Here is a 22,493-nt window from a genome sequence, read left to right as displayed (position 1 = left end):
TAATTAATAATAAAAAGGAAAGTAAAGTGAACATACTCATTATGATGTTCACTCCACTTTTTTATCCCCAAATCTCCTCCGAAATCTCAACAATATACTTCAGCTTCGCCCACTGCTCCTCTTCCGTTAAGATATTCCCATGGTGAGTAGAGGCAAACCCACATTGCGGACTGATGCATAATTTTTCAAGCGGGACATACTGAGACGCTTCCTTCACACGTGCGAGGATGTTTTCCTTCGCTTCTAATTTGCCATGCTTGGATGTAAATACGCCAAGAACGACCCGCGGGCCATCATTTGGAATATGTTCTAATGGCGTGAAATCGCCTGAACGGTCATCATCGTATTCTAGGAAAAAGCCGTTTACTTTCTCTTTCGCAAACAGGACAGGTGCAATTTTTGCATAGCTGCCTTCGAATGCCCAATTGGAACGATAGTTGCCGCGGCAAAGATGGGTAGTAATGGTTAAATCCTCTGGTTTGTCCTCGAGCACCCCATTTACAACCTTTAATGCCAATTCAATTAATTCCTCGCGGGTCGCACCGCTATCATTAAAAGGAATATTAGGTGCATTCAGTCCTGCTATGTACACATCATCCAGCTGCAGGTACCGGCAGCCAGCCTCGTAAAAAGCCTTGATTGCAGCGCGATAGGTTTGAATCACATCATTTGCATATTCCTCAATGTTCGGATAGATGTCCTTGTTGCGAATCCCAGCATTAAATAATTGATTCGGGCTTGGAATCGTTTGTTTTGCAACGGCACGATCGCCAACAATTTCTTTAAATTCAACAAAGTCTTTAATATGCGGATGGTCAGGGTTAAACGAAATTTTTCCAACGACGCGCACATCATAGCGCTCCGTTTCTTCTCCCTTAAATTTAAACCCGTGTTCAGGCACATACCCCTCGACCCCATTTAAGTGCTCAAGGAAATCGGTATGCCAGAATCTCCGGCGGAACTCGCCATCTGTCACGGCTTGTAAGCCCACTTCAATTTGCTTATCGACTACTTTTTTGATTTCTTCTGTTTCAATTTCGTGAAGCTCCTGAGCCGAGAGTGTTCCTGCTTGGAAATCCTTTCTTGCTTGATGAATTCTTTCAGGGCGTAACAAACTTCCCACATGGTCTGCACGAAATGGAGCTTTAACTAATGTTTTTGTCATTTTCATCTTCTCCCAATTTTTTTTTATCGCTCTGATATTTTCGTGTATGTATGAGAACTAATAAGCGGAGAATTTCCGTCTATTTATTGAAAAGAGGCATAAGAAGCAGAAATAAGCGGAGATATTCCGGTTAACTGCTCAATTTCAGCCAAAATCCAAAGATTTGGAGACGATAAGCGGAAAAACTCCCTTTATTTTTAAGGAAATATAGGTATTTCCCGATTTAACCGGAATGTTTCCGTCTATTTCTCAAACACCGCAAAATCAGCATTCAGTTATAACAGAGCATTTAATACAAAAAACCCTCTTCTTGAAAATAAGAAGAGGGCTAATTATATACATGAGTGGTCCGCTCTTCTTATCTTGTAGCAATTTGCTACTGGAATTGGCACAGTACTTAAAAAGTCCGCTGCCGAGGCTTCAAAGGGCCAGTCCCTCCACCTCTCTGGATAAGAAAATTTGAAAATATGAAATTATTAACCAATTTACACGTTAAAAGGCAGAATGTCAACTCGATTTTTAAAATAAATGCATAATTGCATGGAAAGGATGCTGGGAACGGGAGGCTGTTCCTTTTCTTTCTAGAAGGGATCCTACTGGAATGATGAAATTTTCCATTTGACATTTATCCGCATTCATTATACGATATGCAAAGATAAAATACCTGAAACTTTTCAGGAGAGGTTCATAGCTGATACCCTCTATAAAAAACTATGGATACATGACAAACAGGCCATGTCCATATACGGACATGGCTTTTTTTGATTTCATCCTATGGATTTCTATAGAACCTGTCAGAGCCCCTCCTTGAAAAGATTTGGTATTACTTTTCAAGGAGGTTTTTTTTATGTCTGGACGAAAGTCTGCTGAAGGATTAAACGATTTAACATTGTTAGGAAATCAGAACGTACAATATGCATTTAATTACGCACCCGAGGTATTAGAGTCAGTCGATAATCTGCATGCTTCTCGTGATTATTTCGTGAAATTTAATTGCCCGGAGTTTACGAGTTTATGCCCAATCACACAACAGCCGGATTTTGCCACGATGTATATCTCATACATTCCTGATCAAAAAATCGTTGAAAGTAAATCACTGAAACTCTATTTATTTAGTTTCAGAAACCACGGGGATTTCCATGAGGATTGCGTGAATATTATTATGGATGATTTAATCAAACTTTTAGACCCAAGATATATTGAGGTTTGGGGGAAATTCACCCCGCGTGGCGGAATCTCTATTGATCCATGGTGCAATTATGGTAGACCAGGTACGAAATACGAAGAAATGGCAAACTATCGTTTAATGAATCATGATCTAAATCCTGAAACGATTGACAATCGGTAAAAGGGGAGGTTAGCTGCACCTCTTTTTAAAAGATGAAAGATGAAGGGGATGTGTACATGAATCAGGATAAAGCACTTGTCGTATTTAGCGGAGGGCAAGACAGTACGACATGTTTATTTTGGGCGATTGAACGTTTTGCGCATGTGGAGGCAGTGACCTTTGATTATGGACAGAGGCATCGTCTTGAAATTGAATGTGCCCAAGAAATCGCCAAGGAACTTGGAATTCATCATCATATCCTTGATATGTCTCTGCTGAATCAGCTTGCTTCGAATGCATTGACACGTGATGAAATCAAGATTGAAGAAGGAGAGAACGGGGAGCTGCCCTCAACCTTTGTTCCTGGACGCAATCTCCTTTTTCTTTCATTTGCTGGGGTTTTGGCCAGTCAAATCGGAGCAAAGCATCTTGTGACAGGCGTTTGTGAAACGGATTTTAGCGGCTATCCTGACTGTCGGGATATGTTTGTCAAATCATTAAATGTCACATTAAATTTATCAATGGATCAATCCTTTGTTATTCATACCCCACTGATGTGGATGAACAAAGCACAAACATGGGAGCTAGCAGATCAACTTGGCGTATTTGAGTTTGTGAGAGAAAAAACGCTCACTTGTTATAACGGGATTATTGCCGATGGCTGTGGAGAATGCCCGGCTTGTCAGCTGCGAAAAAGAGGGCTTGAGGGGTACTTGCATGCAAAAAGTATGGCTAAGCATCTATAAAAATAGTAAGGGGGAGACATCATGAGAATCATATTCTATTTAGTTTCAATTGTTACGGCGAACGTAGTAACTGCAAGATTTGCCCCGTTAGAGTTTGGGATATTCATTGTTCCAATGGGGACATTGTTTGTTGGAGCAACCTTCATTTTTCGGGATCTTGTGCAAAATAAGTATGGCCGAGCGAAAACATATGGCTTTATTTTCATCGCATTACTCTTATCCGGTGTCGTTTCATTTTCACTGGGAGACACGCTGATGATTGTTGCTGCATCCGCGTTATCATTTGTGATCGCTGAAACAGCCGATACGGAAATTTATACACGCTTGAAGCTTCCAATGGCTTGGCGAGTATTTTACAGCGGAGTGGTCGGCGGCTTTTTTGACTCTGTCGTTTTTGTCATCGTTGGGTTAAGCCCGCTTGGCGCAGGTTTTATCCCATGGGAAGCTGTACCAGCTGCTATTTTCGGGCAAATCATTGTGAAGACCATCATTCAAATGCTAGGGGCTTTAATTTTAAGCCAAGGACTGGCAATGAAGAAGAGAAATCTGACTAAATCATATTAAGAATATTTACTAGTGTACTAAGCAAACAAGCTGCCAACCCCACTGCTTATGTGGTGGGTATGGTCAAAGAAAATAATAGATACCAGGAGGCACGCTTTTAATAAGTAAATAACGATCGCTAAATTTAAATTACATGGCTGAAAAGGGTGTAGATAAGGCATTAGATAATGGCTTGTCTGTACCTTTTTTTATTGATGAATGATCTATTTGATTCCTTTATAAATAATATAGAGATATTGTTTATTAATATATGATTTTAGGATAATATTAATAGGTAATTAGTAGGGGATTATAGATTAAAGCAATTATAGTGGAGGATATCAAGAATGAAGAAAGTAGTGCATGTTATTTATTTTATTATGTTAATAATGTTCCTAGCAGCTTGTTCTAATTCTGAAAAAGATGAAATTCTTGAACAAGTACAAATAAGTGTTGAACGCACGGGTGGATTATTAACAGGCATTGGAAAAGTTAAAGTATATATTGACGATGAAGAAGTGATGAAAGTAAAAAATAATAAAACAGAAACTTTAGAAATGTCAATGTCGACTGGTATTCATACCATTCAAACGAAGGGACAAGGGGATAAAAGTGATGTAGTGGAATTTGAAGTAGTGGCAGGTGCCAATAATATTTTCCATTTTAATACAGAAATCAGTAATGTATATGGAGTTAAGTTAAAGTTACTTAAACAGGATAATGGAAAGCAAGAGGATACACAAAATGAAGAAGAAGTAGAAGAAGAAGTTTCAATTAATGGGATTACAAAAGATGAGGCTATTAATTTGTCTAAAAGACTGCCGAGTTATTCAGATTTAGTTGCAAATGGCGATACGTTTGCTGAGCCAAGAGTCCACGATGATGTTTGGGCAATTGATATTAGCAGACCGAATGGGCTAGCAGAAGGATCAATCATAATTGATAAAGATAGAACAGTATCATTTATGTATCCTAACGGTGATGTGGATGAAGTTACTCCATATGGGGAAACAGTTACGTCTACACAAGGAGATACTCAAAATGAAACAAGTCAAGCAGATTTAGATGTGGTACCTGTTCAAGGGGCAAATAATACGGCAGAGTCAGCACGAGATCAAATCGGCTACTTAATCATGTACTATTTGCAAACATATACAGATGGTGATACGGCATCTCTTGGTAATTATATTTATCCATCATCGGCATTCTATTCTGAGCAAGAAAACTATATGGAATCGTTAAATTCTCGTGGAATTGTTTTAGATTTAATTGATTACGAACTTATTTCAATAGAGCAAATAGCAGATAAGAAGTATGAAGTAAATGCGGATGAGTATTATACAATTGATCATCCTGAAAAGGGCCTTAGTGATACCAAACAAACGAGCAAATATACAGTTGAATTAATTGACGGAGAGTTTTATATTACAGGTGTAGAGTTATAATTATTTAAAAAAATGCTCTTACATTTGTGGTCGTGAATCGTATCATATTTAAACGAGGTAAATATCCAAGTGCCTCTCCCTAAGGCTGGGGGAGGCTAGAACATAAAAGACTATTGCGCAATATTAAGAAAATAGATTGACTAATTTAAGAATTCTATTAAACTAAAAATAGTTCTATCCTCAAATGCTTCTTTTATATTTACTACTTTCTCCAATTGATTAAACCTCTTTTTTACACTCTCAATTAGTTTTAAAAATCTGCCCAACGTTCAAAGTAGAGATGTTTCATTCGTGGCATTGAATATGGAGGGTTCCATATTAGTTAAGATTTGTCCGCAAATATATTAATGTGGAAAATACATGACCATTGGATAGGAGGAGGGATGCTATGGGATTTGAAGAAGAATACCAGGCTTTTTTGAATTCTCATTTGCAGGCAAGAACCGGTGAACGGCTGCGGCGCTTGCAAGAAGGTCACAATCAGGCTGAAATGCTGTTTTTGAAGCAAGTATGGTGGCCTTTATTTTTCCATTTCAAAAATCTTCATCCAGAATATGAAGTTGATGATTTCAAGGATGGCAAAAGATATTTGGATTTTGCTTATATTCGTCCAGCCATCCGGATTTGCTTTGAGGTTGACGGGTATGGTCCTCACCTAAAGAACATAAGCAGATGGCAATTTTCCGACAGCCTGGAACGGCAAAACCAGCTGGTGATTGACGGATGGACCTTGATCCGCTTTTCTTATGACCAAGTGAAAGAGAAGCCTCGTCGATGCCAACAGATTGTTCAGCAAGTAATTGGCCAATGGCTGGGTGATGAAATAGACCAGACATCTTTGTCCTTTGTAGAAAAGGAAGTGCTTCGGCTAGCGATTCGAAATGGAAAAGCCATATCCCCTAAAGAAGTGGAAAATTATTTGAAGCTAAGTGACAAGACGGTAAAAAAGGCACTTTCTCAACTAGTCGAAAAACAGCTGTTGATTCCTGCATCTGGGATCAAGAGAGTCCGCACCTATCGGTTAGGGAATCAGGTTAAGCATCCGTTTAGATAATAGCCGGAAAAACTCCGCTTATTCACCACAAAATGAGCTCCAATCTGCATTTAACCGGAAAAAATCCGCTTATTGACTCGAAAAACACGAAAATCGTGGGTTTTGCTTTGAATAGTCGGAAAAACTCCGCTTATTTAGTAAAAATAATAAAATATCCCTAAAATAGCCGGAAAAATTCCGCCTATTGACTCGAAAAACGCAAAAATCGTGGATTTTGCATTGAATAGTCGGAAAAATTCCGCTTATTTACCCCAAAATGAGCTCCATTCTGCATTTAACCGGAGAAATTCCGCCTATTGCCTCGAAAAACGCGAAAATCGTGGATATAGCATTGAATAGCCGGAAAAACTCCGCTTATTTAGTAAAAATAATAAAATATCCCTAAAATAGCCGGAAAAATTCCGCCTATTGACTCGAAAAACGCAAAAATCGTGGATATTGCATTGAATAACCGGAAAAAATCCGCTTATTCTACTTAGGCTGGGTATTTTATTCAGGAATGGAAGTGAGATGAAAACTGGCCCGTACTTTTCTTCATGCCCAATCTCAACAGTGCGGAAATACCAAGAGCGGTTGCAATTAGGGGTCATATCGGTTAAGCCGTTTCGATTTTTATTCGGCTGCTCAATAATCGTGTCCTTCGCATGGAAGTAATGAATCGCATTTTTACGTCCTAGTATTTTAATAGATTCGACTGGGTCGATGCCCTGCCACCACATATGGCTTGGGTCCAGGTTGGCACTGATTGCTGGACCTCAAGCTTCTCTTAGGCGTAGCAGTGTGGCAGGGGTATGTACGGAGAACCCGAAAATGCATATCAAGAACAATTTTCACATTGACTGTTCAACTTTTGAAGCATTTTTCTTCCTATTTTTGGGTGATGGAGGGAACTCGTTTTTCCTTAGAAAGCTTGCTGAAAATACTTCTTTATACCGGACTATTTTCGTGGTATATTTATCCTAATTCAAACAATTGAGAGCAAAGATAAAGGGATTTTATTCTTTCTCTGTAACAACATTTAGTCAGTTGCAAGAATATTTCATAAAGATTGAAAGTGTTTCTGCAAAGGGGCACTTTTCTTTTTTTTTTCTGAAAGGGGGAGAATATTTGGGTTTTTTTCAGTATACAGGAGAATTGTTTGGACAAGCCTCTACTGCTTTTATAGGGAAACCAGTTCAATTTTTAGGTAATAAAGTCAATAGTCACTTTATAACCGACATTGGAAACACGATTGAGCACGCTGGTGAGTCATCTTGGAAAATTCTAGGGGCTGCTGGTGATGGCGTTAGTGACACATTAACTGGGACCTTGACTCGTGATTCTGAAAAAACAAATCACGGTGTACAGATACTAAAAGAAGTGATTGAACAAACCGGTAGTGGAATTGAAAGTGCTGTTACAAATACGGCTGAAAATGTACGTGACGTATATGAAGGGATTGTCCATAAAGATTACGATAAGCTAAAAAGTGGCAGTAAGGAAGTATTAAAGTTAATCATTGTTGGCGGTGTGACTGTTGGAATCGTGGACGTATTAAACGGACCAACCGTTGTAGGAGCCGAAAATCAAATAGATAGTTATGATGATAGTGACCAATTTATCAACTCAAATGAGAAAACTGAAACACAACCTTCGACTGGTATGGAAACCATATCTGCAAATGATGAATATGTGCTGCAAACAATTAATTCTGAACTTGATGGTGAAGAACATACTGAGACAAATGTGCCGTTTGAGAAATCTACTATTGAACTAGCAAATGGTGACACAGTGACAGGCGTATTCCCAGATTTTGAAGAGGTGACTGCTGTGACAATTCCAGAAGATTTATATTTAGAAAGTGATTATATGCAATTTGAAGCAGCCAATTCGGTTTTAGCTCAGAAGGTTGAAAATATTCCAGAGTTACGATCTCAATTTACGCCAATGCAGCTAGAACAAATTTCTCAGGGGGAAACACCTGATGGATATGTATGGCATCATCATGAAACACTTGGCAGACTTGAGCTTGTAGATGAATCCATTCATGCCAGCACCGGGCATACAGGTGGCAGATTTATTTGGGGTGGAGGTTCGGAATATCGCTGAACTGCCTGATCTGCTAAATCTTTTAAGTACAGAAACCCTATTATAGGAAGTGATGAATTGAAGTGGTCATACAGCAAAATTCCTTTAATGATTGAAGATGTCAGAGAACTCGAAAATACACTTCAAGTAACATATCCATCTGAATATAAAAAAATTATTCTAGTAAACCATGGAGCAAGGCCAGACAAAAAGAGGTTTCTAACTAGTACACAAACTGAACGAGTCATAAAATCATTTATTCCTGTTACTCGTGATTATGATATAAACTTGTTCTCTCTAATAGATTGGCTGGATCTTCCTATTGGTGTTATCCCATTTGCAAGTACTCCTTCAGGAGACTATATATGCTTTCACTTTAAGGATGCTGCAGATCCGGTGATTATTCTCTATCATCATGAAATTAATTCGTTTGAAAATGTCAATAAGAACTTTGATCAATTTATACAATCTTTATATTAAACAACAACGGAGGATTCTCATGCAACCTAAACAAATGTACAAGCAAGTACTTCTTGAAGTAAAAGAAATGGCAGAGAAATATACACTTTCAAATGATTTGAAAGTCCAAATAGAAGAAATTGAAAAGGAAATATCAAACTTTGCTGTTAAACTGCCAATCGTTGGCGGTTTTAATGCAGGAAAAAGTTCTTTAATCAACACATTCCTAGGTGATGATCTTTTGCCAGTCGAAGTTCTTCCAGAAACTGCGATTGCAGCTGAAGTAAAATATGGTCCTAACAAAATCATTGCGCATGACCATAATGGGAACCAAAAGGAATATGCTCTTACAGATATCAAACAAATTGACGCAAATACATACAAACACATTGAGGTTTTTTTAGAAAATAAGAAACTCAAAGACTTAGAGGACATCATACTTGTTGACATGCCTGGCTTTGATTCTGGAATTGCTGAGCATAATAAAGCCATTTTTCAGTACTTAAAGGAAGGAGTACAGTTCTTAATTGTAGTAGAGTGCTCGGATGGTTCATTAAAATCTAGTGTATCAAACTTTCTATATGAACTAGGTTTATATAATTTGAATTTTGGCGTCATTGTCAACAAAATTGACAAAGTGACGGATGAGATGAAGAACCGAGTTGTAAGTAATATGAAGGAACATGTTACAACCATCAAAAAAGATGCCGCTGTTATTACTGCTTCGGATCGTTTGGAAAGCGGAAATCAAGGGTTCCTTGATTATTTACAAGGATTAGATAAAAATGAGATCTTCATCCAACAATTCAAAACAAAAGTTCAGCAGATTATTTCAAGAGTGAAAATGAACCTTCAAGTTCTTCTCAATAACTCTGATTCGAACGTTGATGCCATTAACAAACGAATTAAAGAAATCGAAACAAGGATTGGTAAACTTAACGATCAATTTAAAAAAGAAGAAATACTAATTACTCACAAGATTCGTAATGAAGTAAAAGAAAATATTTTACGTGATGTTGAAGCTGTTTTATCAAATGAGTCACATTCTCTTGCAATAAGTGCTCAAGCAGGGGAGACAAGCTTTAATCAAAAGGTAAATGAACTAATAAGACCAGTATTGATCGCTTCTACGAATAAACAGTTGGAGTTAACATTCTCTGAGTTCATTACAAAAATGTCGATTGAGATGAAAGATTTATCTTCAATTGCTCAAGGGGTATCTAAAGTAAATCAAGCATTAGATGGAACAATGAAAAAAGTAGCAGATGGCTTTGAAAAAATAAGGACTAGCGGAGAGGCAATAAAAAAATATGAAAAACTATTTAAAATATCTGTGGGCAGCCTTGCTATTGCAACAGCAGTTGTAGCTCCTTGGATTGAATTAGTCCTTTTCTTTTTACCAGATATTTTAAAAGTATTTGGGTTTAATAATAAAGAAAAGCACCTTGAAAAACTAAAAGTAGAAATAGAAAATCAAGCAATTCCACAAATTGTCGGAAAGATAAGAAATAATATCGTGGACAGCTTAGAGAATGTAAAAGAGCAAGTACTTTCAGATTTAAAGACTGAGATGCAAGAAGAAATGCAGGATTTACATGCATCTCTTAATCAATCAATTGAAGATAAGCAAAAAGCAGAGCATGACTTTAAGAGTTATCTAGAGCAATTGAAAAAGGACATCGAAGCAATCGACCAACTTGCAGTTAAACTGGGATAAGGAGTTTACAAAATGACAAAACATCATAGTGAATTACATGATCAATTTTCACAAATAAGCTCTACCTATCTACAAGCAGAGAAGCTAATATCCGATTCTCTGCAAACTAATCTTCAAGTGTTTGTAAATGAATTTAAAGATAAAATCGACCAAATTGTGGCAAATGAAAAAACACTAAAAATCGGAATCGTAGGAGAAGTAAAGGCCGGTAAATCGTCATTTTTAAATGCGTTATTATTTGAAGGGCGTAAAGTATTGCCAGAAGCACCTACACCGATGACGGCTGCTTTAACGAAGATCGGGTACTCCCAACAATTAAAAGCAGAAGTATTCTTTTATAACCGGAAGGATTGGGAAACAATTGAAGAGCTTTCTCTCCAATATGATGTGGAATATGAAAGACTGGCGCGAGAGTATAAGGAACAAAAGAAAGGCAGATCAGCTTCTAATCCGTTTGCACAATTCCGTTTGAAAGATGTTACTGAAACGAAAGAGGTTGAGGTGTCTGAAGAAGAAATTAGATTTTATGTACAAGAGCGAATTTCAGAAGAGAAAATTGGATGTAAAGAGTTAACTGATTTAGTTATCAAAAATGGAATCGATCTAGATGCATACTTAGATCAAACAGAGGAAATATCAGGTGTGGAAACCATTGAGGATCTTGTTGGCCGCTTGAACTATTATGTTGGATCTGACGGGATTCTAACACCAATAGTGAAAAGTACCAATATATATTTGGATCTTCCAACATTAAAGGATTTGGAGATCATCGATACACCAGGAACGAATGACCCAATTGTTTCTCGTGGATTAGTGACCAGAAAATATCTAGCTCAATGTGATGCTATTTTCCTTTTAAGCTATGCTGGACAATTTATGAAGAGCCAGGATGTTGAATTTATTGTCAACACCTTACCAACAGAAGGTATTCGAAAAGGGATCATTGTCGGAAGCAAATTCGATTCAGCACTCTTAAATACGAAGCCTGGCGGTGATTTAAGACAAGAGTTAATGCTGTTACGGAAAAAGTTACATAACTATGCCAATTATGTAATTGAAGAAGAATTAAAGAAAAACCCAGGAAATATTACCTTACAATCATTAAAGGAATATTTACCTCCACAGTTTGTATCTTCCGTAGCGTATAGTATTGCTGTAAAAGATGGTCAAAACTTGAATGAACTGGAAGAACATATTCTTGATAGGCTCCAATTCACTTTTCGAGACTTAGAATATGATCGCAATTTATTCATGCAGCTTTCGAATGTAGAAAGAATAAAGAACAAAGAGTTCCAGTCCATCATATCTCAAAAAAATGAAATACTAGAGTTTAAGCTAAAAGACACAATTACAGGACAAAAACAGAAATTTAAACAAATCCTTCAATCAATTGAATCCGAAGTCATATCAAGGCTGGATAATCTTACAAACTATGATAAAAAACAATTAGAAGATAAACATAATATGATTATATCTAAACTAAAGGATGCCAATAGCAAAGTAGAATTGTTGTTTGAAAAGGAAGCCATTGAGGTAACCAAAAAAATTCAGCGATTACAGCAGGATTTACGTGAAGCCCAAGATTCATATGCGAACGTAGATGTGTCGTCTGATTCAAGAGAGACATATTCTCATACTAAAGGAGTTTTATTTTGGAAAAAAGACGTCTATAAAAATGTCACATATCATTATGCCAAAGTAAACCAAGTCATCGATAATATCAGCAAATATACGGTAGACATTCAACGGCATGTTATGGATGTATTTAATGATATTGTTGATAGCCAAAGGCTGCGAAAAGAATTGAAAAACGCAATTTTATCACTTTTTGACCTAAAGGATGGCAGATTTAATGAAAGCGAGATTCTAAATCCAATCGAAATCCTCCTAAATAAATTAACCATTTCGGAATTTCAAATGGATACGAATAAGTATGAGTTAATGCTTTCCAATGCATTTACAACAAGTGTGGTGGAAAACCAAGAAATTCATCAATTAGTAAGAAAGCAAAAAGAAGTACTATCAGCGATAATTAAAGATACCGTTCACTTACTCGATAAGGAAAAAGAAAAAGTATCCTCTACCTTAACGAAGGAAAGTAAACAATTTACAAATAATGTTGCAGCGAGTATTGCTGATGTTCTTAATGATTTACAAAGTCAGCTTTCTGATAGAGAATCTTATATTCATGCATATCAGGATTTAATAGATTCCTTAAAAAAGGATATAAAACAAATCAATTAGTTTAACTAATAAGGATTGATCGTATGGAGCTTTGGGATGAAGTTGAAGAATTAGGTCATATAGACAAAAAAGATAAACTTTCAGTGGACACAGATGATCTATGGGATAGTGTGGAAGAAGAAGGTGATTTACGAGAATCAGCAGAAAAAATTGGCAATAGATATTTGGAAAATCCAAACGAAGCCTTGGATTTAATTTCAAAACTTTTTCAAAGAAATCAAAAGGCGAATAGTGAGACAAAAATAACTAAAAGACTCGATAAGCTAATTTACAATCAGTTTTTGTCAATCGCAAGTTCAATTCGTTTTAAGGAAGACAGGGAGATCTATCAAGAACTTCTTGTCTTAAAGGAGAATATGAACCTTCCTGAGACAATACATAATCTCCTGCATAAAAATGTTGTGGCGATTGCGGGCGGGTTTAGTGCGGGTAAGTCCAAATTTATAAATTCGTTAATTGGATATCCTGTCCTTCCAGAGAATCAAACACCTACAACTGCGGTCGCCACCTATATTACGAATGGTCCATTCGAAGTAAAAGGTATTACTGATAGGTCAAATGAAGTTGAATTAGACATGGAGGCTTTTCAAGCGATTTCCCATGCCTTTTATCAACAGTATCATGTGAACCTGCCAGCGTATATCGATAAAATGATTGTCCAGGTTCCATCGCTAGACTTTGAAAATATTACATTTATTGATACTCCTGGGTATACAAAAGCAGATGGGTTTAAGGATGAGTCACAAACTGACCGGCAAATAGCAAAACAGCAATTGCAGATTGCTGATTTTTTAATATGGCTGGTTGATATTGATAATGGCACCGTAAAAAATGAAGATTTAAAGTTTATAACTGATTTGCAATTTACTAAGCCCATTTTAATTATTTTTAATCAAGCTGATAAAAAACCTTTATCTTATATTAACCAAACAATTGAAAAGGCCTATGATGCGATTAAAAACAAAGGGTTCACAAACGTATATGCAATCGCGGCGTATTCATCTCTTGAAGAAAAGGAATATACAGGAAAATATATTCATGAGTTCTTAACTGAATGCAATCACAGGAATAGCCGGAAAACGTACGGTCAGCCATTTCAAAGACTTGAAGAGTTTATTAAATCGAAACAAAGAGAAATGGAAGGTACTAAAAAGGTCATAACTGATTTGATTTCTACTGCATCACAACTAGGCCAAGTTGGCGAATTACTGCCTTTATACTTGCTTAAAGAATTGGAGCTGCAACAGATTACTGAAGTACAGCAAGATGTAGATCATATTAAGAAGAAACTCGATGGAATTATTATGAATTCAGTGTTACATAAAGAAAAGGGGAGTTTAGACAAATGAATGATTACGATCAAACAGAGCAGCAAATTGAACTCCTCGCTAGAATTTTATCACAGGAATCTCCTCAATCAAGCATTCAAATGCAATGGAAAGACATGAAAGAGATAGTTGGCGAAATCGAAGGCATGCTAGATGAAGAAGCTCCATTTGGAAAACTAGATATCATGAATCGGCTAATAGATAAAGTAGAATTAATTGAAGAATTCCTAAAGCATCCTGGTTCAATTGGCAAATCACGTATTGGACTATTATATGACTCTAGCAGAGCACGAACCCAGCTATATAGCGAAATATTTAAGACATCTAAATTCCAGCCAATTTTACTAAAAAATAATGACATTCCACTTATTCATCAATTCAATAAAGAAGATCAATATACAATTGTGAATAGGCATCAGCATGAAGAGAAGATTGATGGGAAAGCGCTATATACGATAATAAGGGAGTTCGTTCATACTAGACAAATGGACTTGAAAGAAATGATTCAGCATGTACTCATTGAATCAGCACTTCCTTATGAACATCTAACTTTCACAGATTTAAATTTAACAGGAAATGTAAAGAAGCATAGAATGCTCATAAAAAATACTGATATTATCATTCTTAATCTTACTTTTACAAAAAATTGGCAAAGTATCCTTGGATTTTTACACGAGATTAAGTATGAGGGCAGAGTAGTTATCCTTGTGAAGGATAAAAAGGATGAATTGCACCAATTGATCAAGGGGGTAAACCTAGAAATATTTGTTTTAAAAGATTCTAGATTTGATAAGGTGAAAAAGCTTCTTGATACTTGGAATAAACCCATTAACAATCTTTTTATGAGTGAAACGATTGAGGAATCAATTCTAGAATTATTGGCGGACCTGCAAAACCAATTGCAGCAAAGCTATCAAATAATGGAAACAATTAATAAAACTTTATTATTTGTTGGCCAAGGTGAAAACAGTCCTTTTTATGAACTTAGGGACGCTTATCAGGAAAAAATCAACAAACAAGACCAGTTGATACAAGTACTAACGAAAAGAAAAGTTTCTTTGCAAGAAATCATTACAGAATTAGAAAAATCCTTGAAGCATGAGTTTATTGATCATCAAGGAATTACAATTGACCTTCTAGCTCCTGTACATAAACACCAGAAAGAGGTTACCTATCGATTAACAGAACTTCTTATACAAACAGGTGAGTATGAAAGAGCGAAACAGTTTATTCACAAACTTCTTTCACATAACTATAATAAAGCTCATATCTTATTAATTTATCTGCAAAAGAAGAAAGGTCTTGCACCTATCAAGTACTCAATTGATAAAATTTTATCGCTTCCAAACAATGATGACAAAATCATTGAAGCGAAAATATGGTTAAAGGAAGCCTTAGCATTAAATCAATCCCAGGTGGCAGGTTTAAGCAGGAAACTAAAAGAGACACGCTATCCAAAAGCACTCTATTATAAAGGCGTTTCCTTTGAAACAGCTGATTTGGAACAAGCAGTTTCCTATTATAAAAAAGCTTTTCAGCTTGGCTGCAAGGAAGCGGGTGACCGTTTATTCAAAGTATGGAATAAAAAAGGGCAACTAAGTATAGAGAATCTTACTTTTTTAGGTGATCTACTACATCCTGAAGCAAATTATTTATTAGCACAAGGGCTAAAATCAATGAAACCAGTTCAAGCAGCTCTTGTAATCGGGTTTTTAGCACCATTATTCTCCAACTGGAATGTCTCGAATTTAATTCTTTATCGATTAAGTCTTGCAAGTGCTGCAGGATATAGTAAAGCAGCAAGTGACCTATCGGATGTATATATGGCAGATAAAAAATATGAGCAAGCGATACAAGTTTGTTTATTTGCAATTGATAAATTTGATACAGATTTGAATTTTCAAGAAAAACTAGGGGTGGCTTATTTTAAAAGTAATCAATTTGCTAAATCAGCCGAAATACTCCAAAAAATAAACACAGGTGAATCTTGCTTTTTAATTGGTCTCATGTTTGAGAAAGGCTATGGAAAGGTAGTGAATTTACCAAAAGCACTAGATTATTATAGAAGAGGAAAAGAACTAGGATCTAGTGAAGCACATACTCATTACATAAAGCTTTCAACAAGATTAGAAGAAGAGAAAAAAGCGAAAGAACAAAACAAAACGAAAAGCTATAACAGCTCTCAAAATTATACGAGCAGTTCCAGCTCATACAGTTCAAGCTCAAGTTCAAGTTCCTGCTTCTTAACAACAGCAACATGTAAAGCAATGGGAAAAGAAGATGACTGTGAAGAAATCCTTTCTTTCAAAGCCTTTCGAGATTCCTGGCTCATAAACGAAGGCGATGGAGTCAGCCTTATAAAGGAATACTATAAAATTGCGCCACTCATTGTTGATCAAATTGAAAATAGTTCGGCTCCATTAGATGTGTACACATCCATATGGAATACTTACATCCAAAAAGGATATGACTATTTACTTCAGCAGGAATTTGAGAAGGCAAAGGACCTTTACATTGCAATGGTTTTGGAACTGAAGAGGCGGTATTTAAGTTACTAGAAAATAACAATTTTGATTGATTTGTATTAGCTCCCAACGTGCTAATAGCAAAAAAATTGTTTAATAGATAAAAGGAAATTCAAATCCAATAAAAAGCCATGAAGGTTATAAAAAATGAGTCACTCCATTCTAGGAACATCGCTATATTTCGACATAGAGCCTAACACACTTTTTGCGGCTCTATGTCAAATATGGTACTTGATTCTGTGATTCGAATGTTTCAATCCTTTTTCTATTATGCCTTAAACCCACCACATTCCCCCAACCGATTCTCTCACCAATACCGGCTTCAATGTCTGAATCGCCTTCGCAAAACCTTCATCCACCGACATCAGCCCATCCTCATGTTCAATGCTCACCACATAATCATATCCATATAGCCGAAGTGTACTAATCATATCCGCCCACACTTTGGAATCATGCCCAAATCCTACCGTGCGGAAGTACCAAGAGCGGTTTTGCATGTCACTATAAGGAGTCATATCGGTTAAGCCGTTGCGGTTTGTATTTGGCTGATCAATAATCGTGTCCTTCGCATGGAAGTGATGAATCGCATTTTCACGTCCTAGTATTTTAATAGATTCGACTGGGTCAATGCCCTGCCACCACATATGGCTTGGGTCAAGATTCGCACCGATTGCTGGACCGCAAGCTTCTCTTAGGCGTAACAGTGTGGCAGGCGTATGTACGGAGAAACCGCCATGCAATTCAAGTCCAATTTTTACATTGAGCTGTTCAGCCAATGCTGCTTTCTCCTTCCAGTAGGGGATGATTTTCTCTTCCCACTGCCATTTCAAAATTTCTAGGTATTCGTTGGGCCAAGGGGCTACAGGCCAGTTCGGGTATTTCGCCCCTTCATGGTCACCAGGGCAGCCGGAAAAGGTATTAACGACAGGCACCCCAAGCTTGCTAGCTAATTGAAGAGTTTTCACAAATATGGAGTCCGCTTCCTCAGCAATGGGCTTTTGCGGATGAAGCGGATTCCCATGGCAGCTGAGGGCACTAATCATTAATCCTCTGCCAGCAATCTTTTCTAAGAAATCCTTCTGCTTCTGCTCATCCCCAAGCAGCTCATCCACCTTACAATGCGCATCCCCTGGATACCCTCCAGTCCCCAGCTCCACCGCCTCAATCCCCATCGAAGCAACATAATCAAGCATCTCATCCAAACCCTTATCTGAAAATAAAACAGTAAAAACGCCTAACTTCATATAAAAACACCATCCTCAAAAAAGAAATTTGTAATCCGTTACATCCGAATATAAAAAGCAATATGAATAAACCGTGTGAGTAAAAACTGCAAAAAAGATTAAGTTGATTGAAGCGGAAGGTGCGAGACTCCTGCGGGAAGTGTGGGACAGCTGAGACCCCACAGGCGCTCGCGCCGAGGAGGCTCAGCCCCCACCCCGCGGAAAGCGAGCACCTGAAGCGGAAATCAACCTCTACCAAACTATATTTTTTATAAGAAACAGCCATAATTACGGCGTTACCATAATATATTGGGTAACAATCCAATACATTCTAAAATCATTTTGTAATCGATTACAAATTGCTGTCATAGAGTATGAAAGAGGGAAATGATCATGGCAAATATCCAGCAGGTAGCTGAAAAAGCAGGAGTTTCCGTCGCAACCGTTTCAAGAGTGCTAAACCATGCGGCATCAGTAAGCACAAAAACGAGACTAAAGGTAGAAAATGCAATTAAGGAACTAAATTACGAGCCGAGCATGCTCGGGAGAAACCTAAGAAACTCTGAAAGCCGGCTTTTACTCGTGCTGCTCCCTAGCATTTCCAATCCTTTTTACACAGAAATTATCAACGGAATTCAAAATACAGCGATTGCCAACAGCTACAACATTCTTCTTTGCGAAACCGATTCAAATCCACAGCGGGAAAATATCTATTTCAATATGATCAAAAACAAATTGGCTGACGGGGTCATCTCAATGGATCCGGCAGTCAATAGGCAGAAGCTGACTGAAATAGCGGAAAGCTACCCTGTAATCCTTTGCAGTGAGTATGACGAAGGCGGGAGTATTCCCTTTGTCACTATTGATAGTGAGCTGGCTGCTTACCAAGCGGTTAAGCATCTCATTCGATTAGGGAATAAAAAGATTGCCCTCATTAATTCCGATGAAAAGTTCCTTTATGCAAGACAGCGAAGGAGCGGATATGAAAGAGCCCTAAAGGAGTTTGGCCTTCCAATCCGTGAAGAATGGATTTTCCACACAAAGGATCTAGAATTTCATAACGGTGTTCAAGCAATAAGGGTGCTGCTTGAGCTAGAAGAGAAGCCAACTGCCGTATTCGCAGTTTCCGATACATTAGCGATTGGCGCGTTAAAAGGCATCAATGGAAGCGGGCTGCATGTACCAAATGATCTGGCCATTATCGGCTTTGACAATATTAGTTTTTCAAACATGACGAATCCAACACTGACAACGGTTTCTCAGCCGATGTACAAAATGGGGGTGACAGCTGCAAATATGCTGATCATGAATATTAAAGGAGAACAGGTGGAAAGCGTTGTGCTTGATCATGATTTAATCATTCGTGAGTCAACAATGGGGTAAGGAGGTTTTTGGCATTGGGAATAAAAGTAGGAATCATCGGCTGCGGTTCGATCGCTAAATTCCGTCATGCACCAGAGTATAAAGCCAATCCTCATGTAGAGGAAATGGTTTTTTATGACCGAAATGAGGAAAGAGCGAAGGAAATGGCGATGGAATTTGGCGGGCGAGCTGTAAAAACAGTGGAAGAACTATTCAATGATCCAGCGATTACCGCGATCAGTGATTGCTCCTCCAATGAAGTGCATCATATTAATACTTCAAATGCACTGTTAAGCGGCAAGCATGTTCTCTGTGAAAAGCCCTTAGCAATGAACGTAAAGTTTGCCGAGGAAATAATTGAAGCCGAAAGCAAATCAGGTAAGAAATTAATGATTGATCATAACCAGCGCTTTACAAAGGCACACCAAAAAGCAAAGGAAATTCTAGAAAAGAAGGAACTAGGCGAGGTGCTAACCTTTAAAACCTCGTTTGGCCATCAAGGCCCAGAAAACTGGGGAGTAGACAAATCGAATGCGACCTGGTTTTTCAAAAAAGACCGTTCCCACTCGGGTGTAGCAGGCGATCTCGGCATTCATAAAATCGATTTAATCCATTACTTATTGGACGATGAGATCGAAGAAGTGCATGCCTTTCACGGGTCACTTGATAAGGTGGACGAAACAGGAAAGCTAATCGAAGTTTGCGACAATGTAGTCTGCGCATTAAAAACGAAAAAGGGCAGGCTAGGAACAGCTTCCTTTTCGTGGACCTACTATGGATCAGAAGACAATTCAACTACAATCTATTGCCAGGAGGGAATAATCAAAATCTATCAACACCCCGAATCCCAGCTCATCATCGAAAAGAAAGACGGCACCGTTATTAAATATGAATTAGAGCCAATCCAAACAAACGACAACCAAACAAGCTCCGGCGTCATTGATGCCTTCATTGATTGCATCATCCATGACCGCGAACCCCCAGTCACTAGTAAGCAAGCACTTGCTTGTCTAAAGGTAATTGATAAGATACTAGCTTTGTAGACTCAGATTTTAAAAACTATTTCCTGCAGAATTATTGTGAAACTACAAAAAAAGTAGTTGATTGAAGCGGAAGGCGGCGAGACTCCTGCGGGAAGTGTGGGACAGTTGAGACCCCACAGGCGCTGTGCGCCGAGGAGGCTCAACATCCACTCCAAGGAAAGCGAGCCACTTGGAGCGCAAATCAACCTTTACCCACAAACTTTTTACCTATAAAAACAAATTTTCATACTAAACATGTAATGGATTTCATATTTTTAAATCAATGACACCCACTAATCAGACAGGAGGGGAGAGAATGCTAAAGCAGCTCGCAATCAACTCCAACACATATCACGGCTTTTCACTGGAAGAAGCGGTCAAGGGCGCAAGCCAAGCCGGATTCACACAAATTGAATTATCGGCAGTCAAAGACCATACCGCTCATGTCCTGCCAGAAATGTCACCCAAGCAGCTCCGTGAAATCAAAGAATGGCTTCACGAATATAACATGCAATGCGCAGGAATTGGCGCCCATAGCAACGTCATGAGAACAGAAGGAATTGATAACTTATTAAAAAGCATCGACTTGGCCGTTGAATTTAATTGCCCCTATATCATTACAGCCACAGGCGATTCCCATCATGATTCCGACATCATTGAGGACGAAAGAGTGCTTGCTCGAAATTTAGAACCTGTCATTCAAAAGTGCGAGAAATTAAATAAAACCCTTGTAATAGAAACACATGGAAATAACTATGCGACGGGGCTTTCATTGAAGAAACTGGCTGCCTCACTAAACAATCGCGTAAAAATAAATTATGATACCGCAAATGTAGTTTTTTACGGAAATACCTTGCCATATGAGGATTTAGAAGAGTCCGCTGACTGTGTGGCATTTATCCACCTAAAGGATAAACGCGGTCCTTTTAATGAATGGAACTTTCCCGCAATAGGGGACGGCGAATTAGATTTCCGCAAAGTCTTTGGCATATTAAAGAAAGCAGATTACAGGGGACCAATTAGTGTAGAAATCGAATTTACCCCAGCAGGTCCATCCAATCTAGAAGAAGTGAACGAAGCAGTAAAAAGGTCGTACGACTATCTTTCAAGACTGCTAGAGTAAGGAGGACGATATGAAAAACATTGGCCTCGTTGGTTTAGGATTTATCGGCAAAATGCATTTGAAAGCTTATCAATCACTTGAAAATTGTCGAGTTGCTGCAATTTGTACGCGTAGTGAAGTAGAGGACAAGGAAATCACCGGTATTTATAATGGTACCTTTGTTTCTGACTATGATGATTTATTGCGTCATGAGGATATCGATATCATTGATATTTGCTTACCTACCTTTTTGCATGAAGAATATATAATCAAGGCGGCAAGAGCAGGGAAGCATATCATCTGCGAAAAACCGCTAACCTTGTCATTGGAATCTGCCAACCGGATTTTTAAAGAAGTTCAAGAAAATGGCGTGAGATTATTTGTCGGCCATCTGCTCCGCTTTTGGCCAGAATATAAGCGGATCAAGGCCTATAGCGAATCTGATCAATTAAAGGATATCGAAATCGTTCATGGGCAGCGGCTAGGTCAGACTCCAGGATGGAGTGATTGGTTCCGGCATCCAGAAAAAAGCGGTGGAGCTTTGTTCGATCTCCATATTCATGATATCGATTTCATTTCATATCTGCTCGGTGAAGCAGAATCCGTTTATGCAGCAGGCACGAAAAATAAATATGGTGCTTGGGATCATATCATGACGACTCTTCTTTTTAAAAATAATAGCAAAGCCTTTGTGGAAGCCTCTCACCGAATGCCAAACGGCTATCCGTTTACGATGTCGTTTCGAGCACAGGCTGTCCAAGGAACATTGGAGTATCGTGTGGCTGCTGGTGAAAATATTGAGCAAATCAATCATCAGCAGTTTGTTTACTACAATGAAATGGCCAAATCTTCCATCGATATTGTAGATGAGGATGCCTTCAAAAATGAACTATCGTATTTTGTCCAATGCCTAGAAACGAATCAAGAAAACGATGTGATTCCTCTAGAAGATGTATTTTATACGCTTAAGCTGCTGAAAGCGATTGAAGCCTCATTGGAAACAGGACAGAAAATTCGGCTCTAACGCATATCTCATCACATCCAATTCACAGGAATCATTCCTCTCAAATGTAAACGGTCCCGCTGTTTATTGGTATTCATCCTGTCATAGATTACAAGATTTTCAAACTAAGGGGGTTAATGGAATAAAAAAGACTTTCTATC

Annotated in this window: 17 protein-coding genes, 1 pseudogene and 2 riboswitches; of the genes and pseudogenes, 15 read left to right on the top strand and 3 right to left on the bottom strand. The window is 38.0% G+C overall.

Going from position 1 to position 22,493, the window contains the following annotated elements; translation table 11 throughout:
• Nucleotides 1-61 precede the first annotated feature (61 nt).
• The gene (locus C1726_RS04820) at nucleotides 62-1,165 is read right to left on the bottom strand and encodes a 5-methyltetrahydropteroyltriglutamate--homocysteine S-methyltransferase (protein ID WP_102272129.1); all 1,104 of its coding nucleotides are present in this window, start codon (nucleotides 1,163-1,165) and stop codon (nucleotides 62-64) included.
• Nucleotides 1,166-1,520: 355 nt separating this feature from the next.
• Nucleotides 1,521-1,621: riboswitch (SAM riboswitch) on the bottom strand.
• A 218-nt stretch (nucleotides 1,622-1,839) separates the two neighbouring features.
• Nucleotides 1,840-1,886, top strand: a riboswitch (PreQ1 riboswitch).
• Between the two features lie 126 nt (nucleotides 1,887-2,012).
• Between C1726_RS04820 and queF the strand changes: the two genes are divergently transcribed.
• From queF to C1726_RS04795, 5 genes are all read left to right on the top strand, one after another.
• Nucleotides 2,013-2,513, top strand: a complete 501-nt coding sequence (gene queF, locus C1726_RS04815; RefSeq protein WP_102272128.1) for a preQ(1) synthase — start codon at nucleotides 2,013-2,015, stop codon at nucleotides 2,511-2,513.
• Nucleotides 2,514-2,569: 56 nt separating this feature from the next.
• The gene (gene queC, locus C1726_RS04810; RefSeq protein WP_102272366.1) at nucleotides 2,570-3,238 is read left to right on the top strand and encodes a 7-cyano-7-deazaguanine synthase QueC; all 669 of its coding nucleotides are present in this window, start codon (nucleotides 2,570-2,572) and stop codon (nucleotides 3,236-3,238) included.
• Between the two features lie 21 nt (nucleotides 3,239-3,259).
• Nucleotides 3,260-3,802, top strand: a complete 543-nt coding sequence (locus C1726_RS04805) for a VUT family protein (RefSeq protein WP_102272127.1) — start codon at nucleotides 3,260-3,262, stop codon at nucleotides 3,800-3,802.
• Nucleotides 3,803-4,128: 326 nt separating this feature from the next.
• Nucleotides 4,129-5,226, top strand: a complete 1,098-nt coding sequence (locus C1726_RS04800) for a TcaA NTF2-like domain-containing protein (protein WP_102272126.1) — start codon at nucleotides 4,129-4,131, stop codon at nucleotides 5,224-5,226.
• 388 nt (nucleotides 5,227-5,614) lie between these two features.
• The gene (locus C1726_RS04795; protein WP_102272125.1) at nucleotides 5,615-6,280 is read left to right on the top strand and encodes a hypothetical protein; all 666 of its coding nucleotides are present in this window, start codon (nucleotides 5,615-5,617) and stop codon (nucleotides 6,278-6,280) included.
• A gap of 527 nt (nucleotides 6,281-6,807) precedes the next feature.
• On the opposite strand, the pseudogene C1726_RS26510 reads toward C1726_RS04795, so the two are convergent.
• A pseudogene (locus C1726_RS26510) lies at nucleotides 6,808-7,117 on the bottom strand (sugar phosphate isomerase/epimerase family protein); the annotation flags it as partial.
• Between the two features lie 270 nt (nucleotides 7,118-7,387).
• Between C1726_RS26510 and C1726_RS04785 the strand changes: the two are divergent.
• The 6 genes from C1726_RS04785 to C1726_RS04760 are packed head-to-tail and all read left to right on the top strand — an operon-like array spanning nucleotide 7,388 to nucleotide 16,653.
• On the top strand, nucleotides 7,388-8,368 hold the full coding sequence (locus C1726_RS04785; protein ID WP_102272124.1) for an HNH endonuclease: 981 nt from the start codon (nucleotides 7,388-7,390) through the stop codon (nucleotides 8,366-8,368).
• Between the two features lie 57 nt (nucleotides 8,369-8,425).
• Nucleotides 8,426-8,827 (top strand): SMI1/KNR4 family protein, encoded by a 402-nt coding sequence (locus C1726_RS04780; RefSeq protein ID WP_102272123.1) that lies wholly within the window; start codon nucleotides 8,426-8,428, stop codon nucleotides 8,825-8,827.
• A gap of 19 nt (nucleotides 8,828-8,846) precedes the next feature.
• A complete protein-coding gene (locus C1726_RS04775; protein WP_180968098.1) occupies nucleotides 8,847-10,523 on the top strand; it encodes a dynamin family protein in 1,677 nt (558 codons plus the stop codon).
• A gap of 12 nt (nucleotides 10,524-10,535) precedes the next feature.
• A complete protein-coding gene (locus C1726_RS04770; protein ID WP_102272121.1) occupies nucleotides 10,536-12,767 on the top strand; it encodes a dynamin family protein in 2,232 nt (743 codons plus the stop codon).
• A 23-nt stretch (nucleotides 12,768-12,790) separates the two neighbouring features.
• On the top strand, nucleotides 12,791-14,116 hold the full coding sequence (locus C1726_RS04765; RefSeq protein ID WP_102272120.1) for a dynamin family protein: 1,326 nt from the start codon (nucleotides 12,791-12,793) through the stop codon (nucleotides 14,114-14,116).
• Entirely contained in the window at nucleotides 14,113-16,653 is a 2,541-nt protein-coding gene (locus C1726_RS04760) for a tetratricopeptide repeat protein (RefSeq protein WP_102272119.1), read from the top strand. The genes C1726_RS04765 and C1726_RS04760 overlap by 4 nt, the downstream gene beginning before the upstream one ends.
• Before the next feature lie 242 nt (nucleotides 16,654-16,895).
• On the opposite strand, the gene C1726_RS04755 is transcribed toward C1726_RS04760, so the two are convergent.
• On the bottom strand, nucleotides 16,896-17,864 hold the full coding sequence (locus tag C1726_RS04755) for a sugar phosphate isomerase/epimerase family protein (RefSeq protein ID WP_102272118.1): 969 nt from the start codon (nucleotides 17,862-17,864) through the stop codon (nucleotides 16,896-16,898).
• 372 nt (nucleotides 17,865-18,236) lie between these two features.
• On the opposite strand from C1726_RS04755, the gene C1726_RS04750 reads away from it, so the two are divergent.
• The 4 genes from C1726_RS04750 (at nucleotide 18,237) to C1726_RS04735 (ending at nucleotide 22,353) form a co-directional block, all read left to right on the top strand.
• Nucleotides 18,237-19,226: a LacI family DNA-binding transcriptional regulator gene (locus C1726_RS04750; protein ID WP_102272117.1), complete on the top strand. Its 990-nt coding sequence runs from the start codon at nucleotides 18,237-18,239 to the stop codon at nucleotides 19,224-19,226.
• Nucleotides 19,227-19,240: 14 nt separating this feature from the next.
• A complete protein-coding gene (locus C1726_RS04745) occupies nucleotides 19,241-20,248 on the top strand; it encodes a Gfo/Idh/MocA family protein (protein WP_102272116.1) in 1,008 nt (335 codons plus the stop codon).
• A gap of 295 nt (nucleotides 20,249-20,543) precedes the next feature.
• Nucleotides 20,544-21,350: a sugar phosphate isomerase/epimerase family protein gene (locus tag C1726_RS04740; protein WP_102272115.1), complete on the top strand. Its 807-nt coding sequence runs from the start codon at nucleotides 20,544-20,546 to the stop codon at nucleotides 21,348-21,350.
• Between the two features lie 10 nt (nucleotides 21,351-21,360).
• On the top strand, nucleotides 21,361-22,353 hold the full coding sequence (locus C1726_RS04735) for a Gfo/Idh/MocA family protein (protein ID WP_102272114.1): 993 nt from the start codon (nucleotides 21,361-21,363) through the stop codon (nucleotides 22,351-22,353).
• Nucleotides 22,354-22,493 lie beyond the last annotated feature (140 nt).

It is taken from the genome of Cytobacillus massiliigabonensis (assembly GCF_900199725.1).
Classification (GTDB): Bacteria; Bacillota; Bacilli; order Bacillales; family Cytobacillaceae; genus Cytobacillus; species Cytobacillus massiliigabonensis.
The sequence above is the reverse complement of the archived record's forward strand: the minus strand, read 5'-3'. Positions and strand labels throughout refer to the sequence as shown.